The sequence below is a fragment of the Streptomyces sp. Root431 genome (assembly GCF_001426585.1).
Classification (GTDB): Bacteria; Actinomycetota; Actinomycetes; order Streptomycetales; family Streptomycetaceae; genus Streptomyces; species Streptomyces stackebrandtii.
This window is the reverse complement of record NZ_LMEI01000011.1, coordinates 264,322-279,326: the sequence shown is the minus strand read 5'-3', so window position 1 is coordinate 279,326 and position 15,005 is coordinate 264,322. Positions and strand designations below refer to the sequence as shown.

The 15,005-nt window shown below is 73.2% G+C and carries 13 protein-coding genes; 7 read left to right on the top strand and 6 right to left on the bottom strand.

All coding sequences use genetic code 11. From position 1 onward, the window contains the following. Positions 1-17 precede the first annotated feature (17 nt). Positions 18-980 carry a LysR family transcriptional regulator gene (locus ASC82_RS20945; RefSeq protein ID WP_024755449.1) on the top strand — a complete coding sequence of 321 codons (963 nt, stop codon included), beginning with the start codon at positions 18-20 and terminating at the stop codon, positions 978-980. A gap of 48 nt (positions 981-1,028) precedes the next feature. Here ASC82_RS20945 and ASC82_RS20940 read toward each other — a convergent pair whose 3' ends face one another. Both ASC82_RS20940 and ASC82_RS20935 read right to left on the bottom strand, forming a co-directional pair. Continuing rightward, entirely contained in the window at positions 1,029-2,660 is a 1,632-nt protein-coding gene (locus ASC82_RS20940) for an amidohydrolase (RefSeq protein WP_056650183.1), read from the bottom strand. Positions 2,661-2,746: 86 nt separating this feature from the next. Then, positions 2,747-3,481, bottom strand: a complete 735-nt coding sequence (locus tag ASC82_RS20935; protein WP_242427720.1) for a TetR family transcriptional regulator — start codon at positions 3,479-3,481, stop codon at positions 2,747-2,749. A 91-nt stretch (positions 3,482-3,572) separates the two neighbouring features. Between ASC82_RS20935 and ASC82_RS20930 the strand changes: the two genes are divergently transcribed. After that, entirely contained in the window at positions 3,573-5,030 is a 1,458-nt protein-coding gene (locus ASC82_RS20930) for a cytosine permease (protein WP_056650181.1), read from the top strand. Next, complete coding sequence (locus ASC82_RS20925; RefSeq protein ID WP_056650178.1) at positions 5,027-6,121, top strand: C45 family peptidase; 1,095 nt, start codon at positions 5,027-5,029, stop codon at positions 6,119-6,121. Before ASC82_RS20930 ends, ASC82_RS20925 begins: the two co-directional genes overlap by 4 nt. A 198-nt stretch (positions 6,122-6,319) precedes the next feature. On the opposite strand, the gene ASC82_RS20920 is transcribed toward ASC82_RS20925, so the two are convergent. From ASC82_RS20920 to ASC82_RS20910, 3 genes are all read right to left on the bottom strand, one after another. Further along, positions 6,320-7,015, bottom strand: coding sequence for a gamma-glutamyl-gamma-aminobutyrate hydrolase family protein (locus ASC82_RS20920; RefSeq protein WP_056650174.1), 696 nt, complete (start codon positions 7,013-7,015; stop codon positions 6,320-6,322). Positions 7,016-7,054: 39 nt separating this feature from the next. Then, a complete protein-coding gene (gene eat, locus ASC82_RS20915; RefSeq protein ID WP_056650171.1) occupies positions 7,055-8,512 on the bottom strand; it encodes an ethanolamine permease in 1,458 nt (485 codons plus the stop codon). Positions 8,513-8,627: 115 nt separating this feature from the next. Further along, positions 8,628-9,356 carry an FCD domain-containing protein gene (locus ASC82_RS20910; protein ID WP_056650167.1) on the bottom strand — a complete coding sequence of 243 codons (729 nt, stop codon included), beginning with the start codon at positions 9,354-9,356 and terminating at the stop codon, positions 8,628-8,630. A 90-nt stretch (positions 9,357-9,446) separates the two neighbouring features. On the opposite strand from ASC82_RS20910, the gene ASC82_RS20905 reads away from it, so the two are divergent. From ASC82_RS20905 to ASC82_RS20890, 4 genes are all read left to right on the top strand, one after another. Next, positions 9,447-10,811 carry a glutamine synthetase family protein gene (locus ASC82_RS20905; protein WP_056650166.1) on the top strand — a complete coding sequence of 455 codons (1,365 nt, stop codon included), beginning with the start codon at positions 9,447-9,449 and terminating at the stop codon, positions 10,809-10,811. 69 nt (positions 10,812-10,880) lie between these two features. Beyond that, positions 10,881-12,236, top strand: coding sequence for an aldehyde dehydrogenase family protein (locus tag ASC82_RS20900; RefSeq protein WP_199862580.1), 1,356 nt, complete (start codon positions 10,881-10,883; stop codon positions 12,234-12,236). A 6-nt stretch (positions 12,237-12,242) separates the two neighbouring features. Continuing rightward, on the top strand, positions 12,243-13,064 hold the full coding sequence (locus ASC82_RS20895; protein ID WP_056650160.1) for a 3-oxoacyl-ACP reductase: 822 nt from the start codon (positions 12,243-12,245) through the stop codon (positions 13,062-13,064). A gap of 137 nt (positions 13,065-13,201) precedes the next feature. After that, a complete protein-coding gene (locus tag ASC82_RS20890) occupies positions 13,202-14,470 on the top strand; it encodes a haloacid dehalogenase-like hydrolase (protein ID WP_056650831.1) in 1,269 nt (422 codons plus the stop codon). A gap of 151 nt (positions 14,471-14,621) precedes the next feature. Here ASC82_RS20890 and ASC82_RS20885 read toward each other — a convergent pair whose 3' ends face one another. Continuing rightward, complete coding sequence (locus tag ASC82_RS20885; protein ID WP_056650158.1) at positions 14,622-14,999, bottom strand: hypothetical protein; 378 nt, start codon at positions 14,997-14,999, stop codon at positions 14,622-14,624. Positions 15,000-15,005: the final 6 nt, after the last annotated feature.

Below are 15,005 nucleotides of genomic sequence, written 5' to 3'. Positions count from 1 at the left end.
CGTCATAAGCTGCCTTTATGAGCAGTGAGATACCAGGTCAGCACGGAGCACAGGGCGGAGAGCCGAGGCCGCACCTCTCCCACCGGGTCCCGGACCTCGGCGCGCTCGAACTGCTCATCGCCGTCGCCCGGCACGGCAGCCTCGGCGCGGCCGCCCGCGAGGTCGGGATCACCCAGCCCGCCGCGAGCAGCCGGATCCGCTCGATGGAGCGGCAGCTCGGCGTGGCCCTCGTCGACCGCTCGCCCCGCGGCTCGCGGCTCACCGACGCCGGCGCGCTCGTGACGGACTGGGCGCGCCGGATCGTCGAGGCCGCGGAGGCCTTCGACGTCGGCGCGCAGGCCCTGCGCGGACGACGCGACTCGCGGCTGCGGGTGGCCGCGTCCATGACCATCGCCGAGTACCTGCTGCCGGGCTGGCTGATCGCGCTGCGCGCCGAGCGCCCCGACACGGCTGTGTCGCTCCAGGCCGGGAACTCCGCGGCGGTCGCGCAACGGCTCTTCACGGGCGAGGCCGACGTCGGCTTCGTGGAGGGGCTCGCCGTGCCGGACGGGCTCGACGGGGTCGTCGTCGCGCACGACCGGCTCGCGCTCGTCGCCGCGCCCTCGCACCCCTGGGCCCGCCGCCGCGGCCCCCTGGACCCGGCGGAGCTGGCCGCGACCCCGCTGATCCTGCGGGAGCGCGGCTCGGGCACCCGGCAGGTCCTCGACGCGGCGCTCGCCGGCCACGGCGGTCTCGCCGAGCCGCTCCTCGAACTGGCCTCGACGACGGCCGTGAAGGCCGCCGCCGTCAGCGGGGCGGGCCCGGCCGTCCTCAGCGAACTCGCCATCACCGAGGAGCTGGCCTCCCGCCGCCTGGTCGCCATCCCCGTCGAGGGCGTGACGCTCCGCCGCGACCTGCGCGCGGTCTGGCCCGCCGGACACCGCCCGACGGGCCCGGCCCGCGATCTCCTCTCCCTGACCCGCGCCCGCCCGACGGGCTGAGGAGCCCCCAGGGGGTGTCCGGCCCGGGCTGAACACCCCCCAGGGGAGTCAGACGCCCGCCGCCCGGTGGGTGATCCGGCCGTCCAGGACCGTGAGGAGGACCGGCAGGTCCGGGAGCTCGGTCGCCGCCGTGGTGACCGGGCTGTCCGCGAAGACCGCGAGGTCGGCTCGGTGGCCGAGCGCGATCCGGCCCGCCTCGTGCTCCTCGCCCGCCGCGTACGCCGGTCCCGTCGTCATGCCCCGCAGCGCCTCCAGCGCCGTCAGCGCCTGCTCGGGCCCGTGCGGCGCCTGGCCGAGGTCGCGGCTGGGGCGGCGGTGCCGGGCGCCGGCCAGGACGCCGAGCGGCGGGAACGGCGCGATGGGCCAGTCGGAGCCGAGGACGACGGTCGCCCCCGAGTCCACCAGGTCGCGGCAGCGCCACGCACGGGACGCGCGCTCCTCGCCGAGGCGGCGCGACCAGTTGTCGGTGTGGTCGGCGCGGGTGAAGTCGCAGCAGTGGGTGGGCTGCATGGAGGCGACGACGCCGAGCTCCGCGAAGCGGCGCAGCGTGTCGTCCGGCACCGTCTCGATGTGCTCCACCCGGTGGCGTACCCGGAGCGCCGCGGAGGCCTGGGCCTTCTCGACGGAGTCGAGGACGTGCCGTACGGCCGCGTCCCCGATCGCGTGCGTCGCCGTGGCCACGCCCGCCCGGTGCAGTTCCCCGATGATCTCGGTGTACGCGGCGGGATCCGGCCAGAACGCGGCCGTGGACTCGCCGTGGTGATCGGGCCGCTCCAGCCACGCGGTGCCGTTGTCGATGGTCCCGTCCATGAAGAGCTTGACGCCCGCGACCCGCCACAGGGCGCCGCCCGTGCCCTGCTGCTCGATCAGGGTCCGCACCCCGTCCGCACCGGTGCCGGGCTGGCACCAGGGCGCGACGCGCAGCCGCAGCGGCAGCTCACCGGCGGCGTCGAGCTCGCCGTACAGCGCGAGGCTCTCGCCGTTGGCGTCCATGACGTGCCCGCCGGTCAGACCGGCCGCCGCCATCGACCGCAGGGCGGCCCCGAGCCACTCCCGGCGCTCCTCGCGCGTCGGCTTGGGGGCGACCCGCTCGACCAGCTCGCAGGCCGCGTCCTCCTGGAGCAGACCGGTCGGGCGGCCGTCCGCGTCACAGACGACCTCGGCGGAGGCCTGCGCGAAGGTACGCGGCCCGTCGACCCCGGCGAGTTCGAGCGCCCGGCGGCTGGCGAGCGCCGAGTGGGCGTCGAAGAGCAGCAGGAAGGCGGGCACCCCGTCGAGTACGGAGTCGAAGGGGGCGATCCCGACGGGCCGGTCGCCGAAGACGTTCGGGTCGAGGCCCCAGGCGAACAGCCACTCCCCGCGGGCGAGGCGGCGCACCTCGACGGCGAGCGCCTCCCGTACGTCGTCGAGGCCGGCGCAGCCCGAGAGGTCGAGGCCGCCGGTCAGCTCGGCGCCGGTGACGGGGTGGACGTGGCCGTCGACGAGACCGGGGGTGACGACCGCGCCCTTGAGGTCGACGACGGTCGTGGCGGGACCGGCGAGGGCGCGGATCTCGCGGTCGTCGCCGAGGGCGGAGATCCGGCCGTCGTCGGAGACGGCGAGCGCGGTCTGCGGCAGGAACGCCCCCGTGCCGGGGTCGAGCAGTCGGGCGGAGAGCAGGACGAGTCGGGTGGTGCGCACGGGTGCTCCAGGGAGGAGGGAGGTACGGGGGTGGGGAATGGGTACGGGGTGGGGGCGGGTCCGACGGACCCGGGCGGTTCGGCAGGTTAGGTCGGCTCCGGCGCTTCGGCCGTGTCGCCGGGCTGGACGGCCTCGGCCGGTTCGTCGGCGTCGGCGGCCTCCGTCTCCGCCCCCGCCGGTTCGACCAACGGCGTCACCTCGGTCAGGGCGCCGTACGCCAGGCCGAGTTCCCGTTCCGCCGTGGTGACGGCCATCCGGGTCACGGCCTCCGGCCGGTTGCTCCGGTCGGTGTTGGCGTGGGCGCCCAGGCCGTCGAGCACGACCAGGATGTGGATGGCCGCCGTCCGCGGGTCGTCCGTGCGGAACTCGCCCCGCTCGACGCCCTCGCGGATGAGCCCCTCAAGGCGGTCGTCGGAGGCGAGCTCCTGCTCGGCGACCCGGTCGCGCAGGACGGGCCGGTAGCGGCTGAGGTGCCGGGCGTTGATCCAGAGACGGCTGATGTCGTCGTACGCGTCGCCGGCCGAGAGGGCGAAGTAGCGCGCGAGGTACTGCGTGGGGGTCCCGTGCGGCCGGTCCGCGGGCAGCAGGGCGTCGAGCTCGCCGGTGGAGGCGACGCTGAAGGCCTCGCCCACCAGATCCTCCGCCGAGGGGAAGTAGTGGCTGATCAGACCGGGCCTGACAGCGAGCTCATCGGCGATCCGCCGCAGGGTGACGCACTCGAGCCCCTCGGTCAGGGCGACCCGGGCCGCGGTCTCCACGATCTCCGCCCGACGGGCTTCCGGTGATTTCCGAACTCGCTTGCGCTGGACGCTTGACGACATACCCGGGATGCTATTGAGTGTGCGACCAATAAGCAACCAGGCGGGCATCGAACGAGCGCCTGGTGGGCACCGCCAGCATCCGGAGGGCCGCATGGCTTCCACGATCCCCGACCCGATCCCCCGCTCCCAGGGGGGTCGGGCCACCCCGTCGGCCCCCGCCGACAGGCCCGGCCGCATCGAGGCCCACGGCATCGACCACATCCCCGACGACGAACGCCACGGACACCCCCGCGAGCTCTTCTCCGTGTGGGCCGCGGCCAACGTCAACTACCTCAGCCTCGTCATCGGCGGCGCCCTCGTCCTCATGGGCCTGACCCTCTGGCAGGCCGTCGCCGTGATCGTCGTCGGCAACCTCTTCTGGCTGCTCACCGGCCTCCTCGCCACCTCGGGACCCGCCGCGGGCGCGCCCAGCGAGGTGATCACCCGGGCCGTCTACGGCGTCATGGGCAACCGCGTGAACAACGCGGTCGGCGGCTGGCTCGTCTCCGTCTGCTACTTCGCGCTCAACCTCGCCGCCGCGGCGACCGCCGCCTTCGCCCTCGTCGAGAAGACCGGCATCACGGCGAACACCCCCGTCAAGGTGGCCGTGATCGTGGTCATCGCCGCGCTCACCCTGGCCATCAGCGTCTTCGGCCATGCCCTGATCGTCAGGCTGTACCTGCCGATAACGCTCGTCCTGACCGCGGCCTTCGCCGTCGTCGCGTTCGCCGTCCTGCGCCACGCCGACTTCTCGTACGCCCCCGCCGAAACGCTCAGCGGCGCCCCGCTCTGGACCCTCCTCGTCGCGGGCACCACGATGATCGCCTCGGGCCCGCTCTCGTACACCACGAGCGCCGACTTCTCCCGCTACCTGCCCCGCACGGCCTCGAAGAAGGCGATCGTCGCCTGGACCGCGCTCGGTGCCTTCCTGCCCAGCGTCGTGGTCTGCTCGCTCGGCGCGTTCGCCGCGACCGCCGTCGACATGAGCGACCCGCAGAACGCGCTCCAGACGATCCTGCCCGGCTGGTTCACCCCCGTCTTCCTGCTCGCGCTGGTCCTCGGCACCATCTCCATCAACGCCCTCACCGCCTACAGCGCCGGCCTCGCCCTCCAGGCCGTCGGCCTCCGCATCCGCCGTACCGTCAGCGTCCTCTTCGACGGCGCCGTCGCCGTGGCCCTGACCCTCTACGGGCTGCTCGTCTCCAACTTCCTCGACACCGTCAGCAACGCCCTCCAGGTCGTCGTGGTCCTGATCGGCCCCCTCATGGCCATCTACGCGACCGACATCGTGCTGCGCCGGTGCCGCTACGACGGCCTCGCGCTCGGGGACGAGACCCCCGCCGGCCCCTTCTGGTACACGGGAGGCGTCAACCTCGCGGGCGCCCTCGCCGTCCTGGCCGGCGTCACCTCGGCCGCCCTCTGCGTCAACACCCTCTACACCGGCCCCGTCGCCGCGGCCCTCGGCGGCCTGGACCTCTCCCTCCCCGTCGGCATGACCGTCGCCGCGGCGCTCTACGCCCTCCTCATGCGGAACGACTTCACCGTGCTCGCCGCCCGGGCGCGCGCATGAACGCCCGTACGGTCCTCCGGATCGGCGGGGACACACCGAAGCGACGCGGCGAGGACCGGGGCCGGCAGGCCCGCGACGGCATCGCCCGCTCCTGGAAGGTCTACGAGGAGCTCTTCGCCACCGTCGCCGCGGGCGAGTCGCGCAGCGTGCGGGACCTCGGGGTCCCCGCCCTCGCCCTGCGCACCGCCGACGCGACCCGGGCCTGGGCGCCCGAGCTCGTGGAGGAGATGGAAGGGGTCGCCGAGGGTGCCGGGATGCCGTTCTGGACGATCGCCGCGCTCAACGCGCGCACGGAGATCCTCGCCGAGGCGGGCGCCTCACGGGCGGGGGAGTGCTCCACCCTCGTCCGGACCGGCGACACCGGGGCCACCGGAGGTCAGTGCTGGGACTGGCACGAGGAGCTGGCCGACGCCTGGCACCTCCAGACCGTCACCGGCGACACCCGGGGCTTCGCGGGGATCACCGAGAACGGCATCCTCGCGAAGATCGGCGTCAACGACGCCGGGGTGGGCGTCCTCTTCAACATCCTGGGCCACTCGGGCGACGCCGCCACCGGCGTCCCCGTCCACCTCGTGGCCCGTCAGGTGCTGGGCACGGCCGGGTCGTTCTCCGAGGCGATCACCCTGCTCACAGCCGCGCCGGTCTCGGCCTCCACGGTCATCACCGTGGTCACGGCCGACCGCGCCGCCTCCGTCGAACTCGCCCCCGGCGGGTCCGCGGTCGTCACTCCGGACGACCGGGGCTGGCTGGTGCGCACGAACCACTTCCTCGACCCGGCCCTCGCCGCGGGCGAACTGCGCGGGCGCCGGGAGCCGGAGACGTACGACCGCCACCGCCTGCTCACCGCCCGCGTCCGCGAACACACCGGCCCGCTCGGCGCCGACGCGCTCGTGGGCCTGCTCGCCGCGCACCGGGACGACGGCGCGGAGGTGTGCTGCCACGCCCCCGCCGGAGGGACCCTCGGCGGCAGGTGGGCGACCCTGGCCACGGTCGCGGTCGACCCGGCGGAGCGGCGCCTCCTGGTGCACGACGGGGGGCCGTGCACGGCGAAACCGTCGACCTGGGCCCCTCTGGCGGCCCCGACGCGCTGACGGAGGGGCCGCGCGTCACCCCCCGGGGGCCCCGTCATCCCTGGGGGAGCCCCGGCAAGCCCGGGGGAGCCCCGCCACTCCCGGGCGAGCCTCCGTCATCCCCGCGGGAGCCCCGCCATCCCCAGGGGAGCCCCCGTCACCCCCCCCGAGGGACCCCGCCATCCCCGTGGGAGCCCGCCATCCCCGTGGGAGCCCCCGTCACCCCTGGGGAGCCTCCGCCCCCGCCGCCTCCACCAGTCCCCTCATCACCCGCAGGTCCTCGCCCATCTCCGGGTGCCACTGCACGCCGAGGGCCCAGGTGGGGGCGGGCAGTTCCACCGCCTCGACCGTGCCGTCCTCCGCGTGGGCCGAGACCGTGAGTCCGGCGCCCAGCCGGTCCACGGCCTGGTGGTGGTAGGTCGGGACCTCGGTCAGCTCGGGCACCAGGGAGGCGTACCGCGTGCCCGGCACCGGCTTGACCGCGTGCCGGCCGATCACCCCGACCGCCTCCACGTGCCCGTCCAGGTGCTGGACCAGCGTCCCGCCGAGGGCGACGTTCAGCAGCTGCATGCCCCGGCAGATCCCGAGCAGCGGCGTGCCCGAGGCCAGTGCCGCGTCGATCAGGGCCAGTTCCCAGGAGTCCCGGGCGCGGGCCGGCGGGCCGGTACGGGGGTCGGGCTCGGCCCCGTACCGTACGGGCTCGACGTCCGCCCCGCCCGCGACGACCAGACCGTCGAGCCGGGCCACGACCGCCGCCGCGGCGGCCGGCTCGTCCGGCGGCAGCATCACGGCGAGCCCCCCGCTCTCCCGGACGAGCCGCGGGTACGGCGCGGGGAGCAGCGCGGCCTGCATGTCCCACACCCCCCAACGGGCCTGGTCCAGGTAGGTGGTCACACCGATGAGCGGCTTGGACACGTGCTTCCTCCAGGAGCGTCGGTGACTCGGTGGGATGGATCAGTCGCGTGCGAGCTCGGCCTCGGCCGCGGCGAGTGCCGCGAACTCCTCCTCCGGCGCGCCGGCCACCAGATGGTGCCGACTGTAGAACGCGAAGTAGGCGAGAGCGATCACGTACACCCCGAGCGCCATGAACGCCGCCGTCCGGTCCACCAGGAAGGTCGCGACCAGCGCCGAGAGGGCGAGGACGAAGGCGACGGACGAGGTCACGATCCCGCCGGGCGTCCGGTACGGCCGGTGCAGGCCCGGCTCGCGGCGCCGCAGCACGATGTGGGAGAGCGCCATGAGGGCGTACGAGATGGTGGCGCCGAAGACCGCGATGTTCAGCATCCGCGCCCCGTTCCCGGTCCCGGCCGCGAGGGCGAAGCCGATCGCGCCCGGGATGAGCAGCCCCAGGTACGGCGACTTGCGGCGGCTGGTGAGGGAGAGGAAGCGGGGCAGGTAGCCGGCCCGGGAGAGGGCGAACAGCTGGCGCGATCCGGCGTAGATGAGGGAGAAGAAGGAGGCGACGAGGCCCGCGAGGCCCGCGTAGTTCACGAACCGGCTGAGCGCCGTCGGCTCCCCGTCGCCCTGGAGCGCCACGACGAGCGGGTTGCCCGCCTCCTGGACGGCCGCCGAGCCGCGCGCGCCGGTGGCGGCGAGGAAGGTCACGACGGCGAGCAGCACCAGGATCCCCATCGAGATCGCGAGCGCCCTCGGCATCGACCGCACCGGGTCCTTCGCCTCCTCGGCGGCGAGCGGCACGCCCTCCACCCCGAGGAAGAACCACATGCCGAAGGGGAACGCGGCCCAGATCCCGAGGAGCCCGAAGGGCAGCCAGGAGTTCGACCCGAAGGCCTCGTGGTCGACCGGGATGTCGTTCAGGCCGTCGACGTGGAAGTCGGTGAGCGCGCCGAGCGCGAAGACGACGAGCGCCGCGACCGCGATGGCCGTCACGATGAGGCTGAACCGCAGCGCCTCGCCGACGCCCCACAGGTGGATCCCGATGAAGAGCGCGAAGCAGACGAGGTAGACCGGCCAGCCGGACTCCAGGCCGAAGAGGCCGAGGGACTCGACGTAGTCGCCGATGAAGATGGAGATCGCGGCGGGCGCGAGGACGTACTCGATGAGAATCGCGGTGCCGGTGAGGAAGCCGCCCCAGGTGCCGAGCGCCCGGCGGGCGAAGCCGTAGCCGCCGCCCGCGGTGGGCAGGATGGCGGAGAGTTCGGCCAGCGCGAAGACCAGACAGGCGTACATCGCGCCCATGAGGACGGTGGCGACGGCGAGTCCGCCGAAGCCGCCCTTCGACAGGCCGATGTTCCAGCCGGAGAAGTCCCCGGAGACGACGTAGGCGACGCCGAGGCCGGTGAGCAGCAGCCAGCCGGCGCTGCCGCGGCGCAGCGCTCGGCGCGCCAGGTAGTCGTCCTTCGGTGGGGTGGTGCCGCCGGAGGCGTTTCCGGTGGTTTCGTCGAGCGTCATGGCAGCGTCAGCTCCCCGCAACGGGCCCAATGGATTGGAGCCATACCTTTGCGGCGCCCGTACGGGATGCGCAACCCCCGTGCGTTACTTTCGGGTTACGGCGTCGGGGCCCCGCTCACGTCAGGAACCCCCGCAGCAGCGCCGCCGTCCCCGCGCAGTGCTCCCGCATCACCTCGCGCGCCGCGTCCGCGTCCCCGTCGAGGACCGCCTCCACCAGCGCGGTGTGCTGGTGCTGGGAATGCTCCAGATTGCGTACGAGCAGGGGGATGCAGTCCAGGAGGTCGTTCACCGTCGCCCGCACGGCGGCGTACTGGGCGGTCAGCGTCGGCGAGCCGGAGAGCTCGGCGAGCGTGAGGTGGAGCAGGGTGTCCTGGCGGCGGTATTCGGCCAAAGGTGCGTCATGGGTCGCCGCCACGGCGGCCCGCAGCCGCTCGGCGCCCGCCGCGTCGAGCCCGTGGGCCGCGCAGAGCCCGGCGGCCCCCACCTCGAGTACCTCACGGAAGCGCAGGGTGTCCTCCATGTCGACCGAGGCGATCCGGCGGCGCAGCTCGTCCTCGTCGGCGGTCTGGACGCGGGGCAGGACGAACGTTCCGCCGTACCGGCCGCGCCGGCTCTCCACGAGCCCCTGCTCCTGGAGGACCTTGAGGACCTCGCGCAGGGTCACCCGGCTGATCCCCATCCGGTCGGCGAGCTCCCGCTCGGCGGGCAGCCGCTCCCCGCCGGGCACGAGGCCGAGCCGCACCACCTGGAGGATCTGCTGCAGCGCCTCCTCGAAGCCGTTGCCCGCCCGCACCGGCCGCAGCACGGGCGTCAGCCGGTCCGCCGATTCACTCGTACTGGCCACGTTCCTCGTTTCCCTTTCTCCAGCACTTCCCAAGCAATGGTCTTCGGCAATACCTTATGGCTCCCGGCAGGCCGAAGGAGGAGCAATCCCGTGGCAGACCGCACACCCCCGCTCACCGTCGAGGAGCTGCGCGCCCTCGTCGCGAGCGGCGAGATCGACACCGTCGTCCTGGCCTTCCCCGACATGCAGGGACGGCTCCAGGGCAAGCGGTTCGCCGCGCAGTTCTTCCTGGACGACGTCCTCGGCCACGGCACCGAGGGCTGCAACTATCTTCTGGCCGTCGACACCGAGATGAACACCGTCGAGGGCTACGAGATGTCCTCGTGGGACCGCGGCTACGGCGACTTCGCGATGCACCCCGACCTCACCACCCTCCGCCGCCTCCCCTGGAACGAGGCCACCGCCATGGTGACGGCCGACCTCGCCTGGGCCGACGGCACCCCGGTGGTCGCGGCCCCCCGCCAGATCCTCCGCCGCCAGCTGGAGCGCCTCGCCGAGCACGGCTTCACCGCCCACGTTGGCACGGAGCTCGAGTTCATCGTCTTCAACGACACCTACGAGCAGGCCTGGGACGCGAACTACCGCGACCTCACGCCCGCCAACCAGTACAACATCGACTACTCCGTCCTCGGCACCGGTCGCATCGAACCCCTCCTGCGCCGCATCCGCAACGAGATGACCGGCGCCGGACTCACCGTCGAGTCCGCCAAGGGCGAGTGCAACCCCGGCCAGCACGAGATCGCCTTCAAGTACGACGAAGCGCTCGTCACCTGCGACCGGCACGCCGTCTACAAGACGGGCGCCAAGGAGATCGCCGCCCAGGAGGGCTACTCGCTCACCTTCATGGCGAAGTACAACGAGCGCGAGGGCAACTCCTGTCACATCCACCTCTCCCTCCAGAACGCCGACGGAGAGAACGTGATGGCCGGGGACGACCGGCACGGCATGTCCGAGACCATGCGCCACTTCCTCGCCGGACAGCTCGCCGCGCTCCGCGACTTCTCCCTCCTCTACGCCCCGAACATCAACTCCTACAAGCGGTTCCAGCCCGGCTCCTTCGCCCCCACCGCGGTCGCCTGGGGCCACGACAACCGCACCTGCTCGCTCCGGGTCGTCGGCCACGGCCGCTCCACCCGCTTCGAGAACCGGCTGCCCGGCGGCGACGTCAACCCCTACCTCGCCGTCGCGGGCCTGGTCGCCGCCGGCCTGTACGGGATCGAGCAGCGCCTCGAACTCCCCGAGCCCTGCACCGGGAACGCCTACACCGCCGAGTACGCGCACGTCCCCACCACCCTGCGCGAGGCCGCCGAACTCTGGGAGACCAGCGAGATCGCCAAGGCCGCCTTCGGCGCCGAGGTCGTCGCCCACTACCGCAACATGGCCCGCGTCGAACTCGACGCCTTCGACGCCGCGGTGACCGACTGGGAACTCCGCCGCTCCTTCGAACGCCTCTGACCGACGCTTCACACGAAGGCCTCGCCTCTGACGAACGCCTCTGAACCGCCCGCTGCTGAGAGGAACGAGTTGCTCCAGGTACTGAACCCGGCGACGGAGGAGCTGGTCGCCACCGTCCCCGCCGCCACCGCGGCCGACGTCGACGCCGCCGTCGCGCGCGCCACCGCCGCCCAGCGCGGCTGGGCCGCCGCCGCGCCCGCCGACCGCGCCCGGCTGCTCCGCCGCTTCGCGGCCGTCGTCGACGAGCACGTCGAGGAACTCGCCCGCCTGGAGGTCACCGAGGCCGGCCACACCCTCGGCAACGCCCGCTGGGAGGCCGGCAACGTCCGCGACCTGCTGGACTTCGCCGCCGGGGGAGTGGAGCGCCTCAACGGCCGCCAGATCCCGGTGGCAGGCGGCCTCGACGTCACGATCCTCGAACCCCTCGGGGTCGTCGGCGTCATCGCCCCCTGGAACTTCCCCATGCCGATCGCCGCCTGGGCCACCGCACCCGCCCTCGCCGCCGGCAACGCGGTGCTCCTCAAGCCCGCCGAGACCACCCCCCTCACCGCACTCCGCCTCGCCGAACTCGCCCTGGAGGCGGGCCTGCCCGAAGGCCTCTTCCAGGTCCTCCCCGGCACGGGCCCCGTCGCGGGCAACGCCCTCGTCGAGCACCCCGGCATCGCGAAGATCGTCTTCACCGGCTCCACCCGGGTCGGAAAGTCGATCATGGCGAAGTGCGCCGACCAGGTGAAGCGGCTCACCCTCGAACTCGGCGGCAAGAGCCCCAACATCGTCTTCGCCGACGCCGACATCGAGGCGGCCGCCGCCGCGGCGCCGATGGCCTTCCTCGACAACAGCGGCCAGGACTGCTGCGCCCGCACCCGCATCCTCGTCGAGCGGAGCGCGTACGACCGCTTCCTGGAACTCCTCACCCCCGCCATCGAGGAGATCGTCGTCGGCGACCCCCTTGACGAGCGCACCCAGATGGGCCCGCTCATCTCCCGCGCCCAGCTCGACCGCGTCCGCTCGTACGTCACCGAGGACCTCCAGGGGATCCGCGGCAAGGCCCCCGAAGGCCCCGGCTTCTGGTTCCCGCCGACCGTCCTCACCGGCGTGCCCGAGGACGCCCCCTGCGCCGTCGAGGAGGTCTTCGGCCCGGTCGCCGTCGTCCTGCCCTTCGACGACGAGGCCGACGCGATCCGCCTCGCCAACGCCACCGAGTACGGCCTCTCCGGCTCGATCTGGACCCGGGACGTCGGTCGCGCCCTGCGCGCCTCCCGCGCCGTCCGGGCCGGGAACCTCTCCGTCAACTCCCACTCCAGCGTCCGCTACTGGACGCCGTTCGGCGGCTACCGACAGTCCGGCCTCGGCCGCGAACTGGGCCCCGACGCCCTGACCGCCTTCACCGAAACCAAGAACGTCTTCATCAGCACGGAGGCCTGAGCACCCATGACCAGCACCGAAACCGCGACATCTCCTGGGGGTTCCCCCCAGACCCCCGCGATCTGCCGCCGCCTGGTAGGCCGTACCGCCGTCATCACCGGAGCCGGCAGCGGCATCGGACTCGCCACCGCCCGGCGGCTCGCCTCCGAAGGCGCGAACGTCGTCTGCGGCGACATCGACGAGACCGCGGGCAAGGCCGCGGCGGAGGAGGTCGGCGGCACCTTCGTCAAGGTCGACGTCACCGACCCCGAGCAGGTCGAGGCGCTCTTCAGGACGGCCTTCGAGACGTACGGCTCCGTCGACATCGCCTTCAACAACGCCGGCATCTCGCCGCCCGACGACGACTCCATCCTGGAGACCGGCCTGGAGGCCTGGAAGCGCGTCCAGGACGTCAACCTCACCTCCGTCTACCTGTGCTGCAAGGCGGCCCTCCCCTACATGCGCCGCCAGGGCAAGGGCTCCATCATCAACACCGCCTCCTTCGTCGCGATCATGGGCGCGGCCACCAGCCAGATCTCGTACACGGCGTCCAAGGGCGGCGTCCTCGCGATGTCCCGCGAGCTGGGCGTCCAGTTCGCCCGCGAGGGCATCCGGGTCAACGCCCTCTGCCCGGGGCCGGTCAACACCCCGCTGCTCCAGGAGCTGTTCGCCAAGGACCCGGAGCGGGCCGCGCGCCGCCTCGTGCACATCCCGGTCGGGCGCTTCGCCGAGGCGGAGGAGATCGCCGCCGCCGTCGCGTTCCTCGCTAGCGACGACTCCTCGTTCGTCAACGCCAGCGACTTCCTCGTCGACGGCGGCATCTCGGGGGCGTACGTCACCCCGCTCTAGACCGCACTCCCTCCCCATCCCCCCACACCCCCCACCCGGCAGCCGGGCGTCGCAAGGCGCCCGGCTGTTCGGCATTCCAGAGCAGTCCGGCACAGCCCGGCACAGCCCGGATCAGTCCCGACAGGAGAGTGATGATCATGAACGACCGACTCCGTACGTCCGCGGCCGCCGCCGCCCTCGTCCTCGCGGCCACCGGCCTCGCCTCCGCGACGACCGGCCCCGCCTCCGCCACTCAGGCCGAGGCGAAGCCCGCCGGATGCCCCACCCTGAAGATCTCCGACGGCTGGTACGGCGAGAACAAGGCGCGCATCGACGCGCTGATCGCCGACCACTGCGGCGACAAGGGCAAGAAGCCCGTCGCGGTCTTCGACTGGGACAACACCGTCATCAAGAACGACGTCGGCGACGCCACCTTCTACTGGCTGCTGCGCAACGACCGCATACGCCCGCCCCGCAACGGCGACTGGTCCACCACCAGCCGCCACCTCACCCCCGACGCCGCGACCGCACTCGGCGAGGCCTGTCCCACCGGCGTCCGCACCCTCCCCACCGCCACCGACACCCGCTGCGCCGACGAGCTCCTCGCCGTCTACGGCTCGGGCGCCACCACCGGCGGGAAGACCGCCTTCGCCGGCCACGACCGCCGCCGCATGGAGCCCCAGTACGCCTGGCTGGCCCAGCTCCTGCGCGGCTGGACCACGCGCCAGGTCGAGTCCTTCGCCGCCGCGGCCCGCGCCGAGAACCTCGCCGCCCCGCAGGGCGCCACCCAGCAGGTCGGCACCGCCCGGGTCACCGGCTGGGTCCGCTACTACGACCAGCAGCGCGACCTCGTCCGCGCCCTCCGGGCCGCGGGCTTCGACGTCTGGATCGTCTCCGCCTCGCCCGAACCCGTCGTCGACGTCTGGGCGAAGGGCGTCGGCGTCGACCCCTCCCACGCGCTCGGCATCCGCAACACCACCGAGCGCGGCCGGCTCACCGCCCACCTCAAGGGCTGCGGCACGGTCCGGGACGGCGAGGACGAGATGATCACCTACATCGACGGCAAGCGCTGCTGGATCAACCAGGAGATCTTCGGCGTGCGCGGACCCGCCGCCGAGCGCGTCCAGCCGGCCTCCCGGCGCCAGGTGTTCGCCGCCGGGGACTCCGACACGGACATCTCCTTCCTGCGGGACGCGACCGGCCTGCGGCTCGTCCTCAACCGCAACAAGAACGAACTCATGTGCCGGGCGTACGAGAACGGCGACGGCCGTTGGGTCGTCAACCCCATGTTCATCGAGCCGAAGAAGCAGAAGGCGACGCCGTACCCCTGCGCCAGCACGGGCTACACGGCGGGCGACGGCACGGCGGAACCGGTCCGCCGGGCCGACGGCACGGTGATCCCGGACCAGCGGGACACCGTCTTCTAGACGCCCTCTACCAGCGCTCTGACCGCATGGGTTCGCCGGGCCGGTGGTCGTGGCGGTCGGATGCGCGGTGACGTCCGATCCGACCGCTGGAGGCCCGGTGGCCGAGCCTGTCCGTGCCGCCGGCACAACGCCAACGCCAGAGGAGAACGACTCAGGAGGCTGACGGTTCGATCTCCCCCGCGAAGACGATGACCTGGTCGATGAGGCTCCGCCGCAGATGGACGACGTCCGTTCCCGCCAGGCGGGGGCCTCCATCCGGCGTGCTGAAGACCCACTGGTACCGGGCCCACTCGTCCGGCATGTCCACCGCTGAGCAGCGCACCATCGTGCCGGTCCCCGCGGGGTGGCGCCGGATGTCCAGCACGAACCGCTCGACCGCCTCGATCCCCTCACTGCGGCCCAACGGTCCCCAGAAGACCACGTCCGAGGTGAGGGCCTGGGAGAGCAGCGCAGTCACATAGCTGTCGTCCGGGGCGTTGAAGGCGGAGATGAACGTGTCGATTGCGGACCGCGCGGTCTCTTCCTGCATGCACCA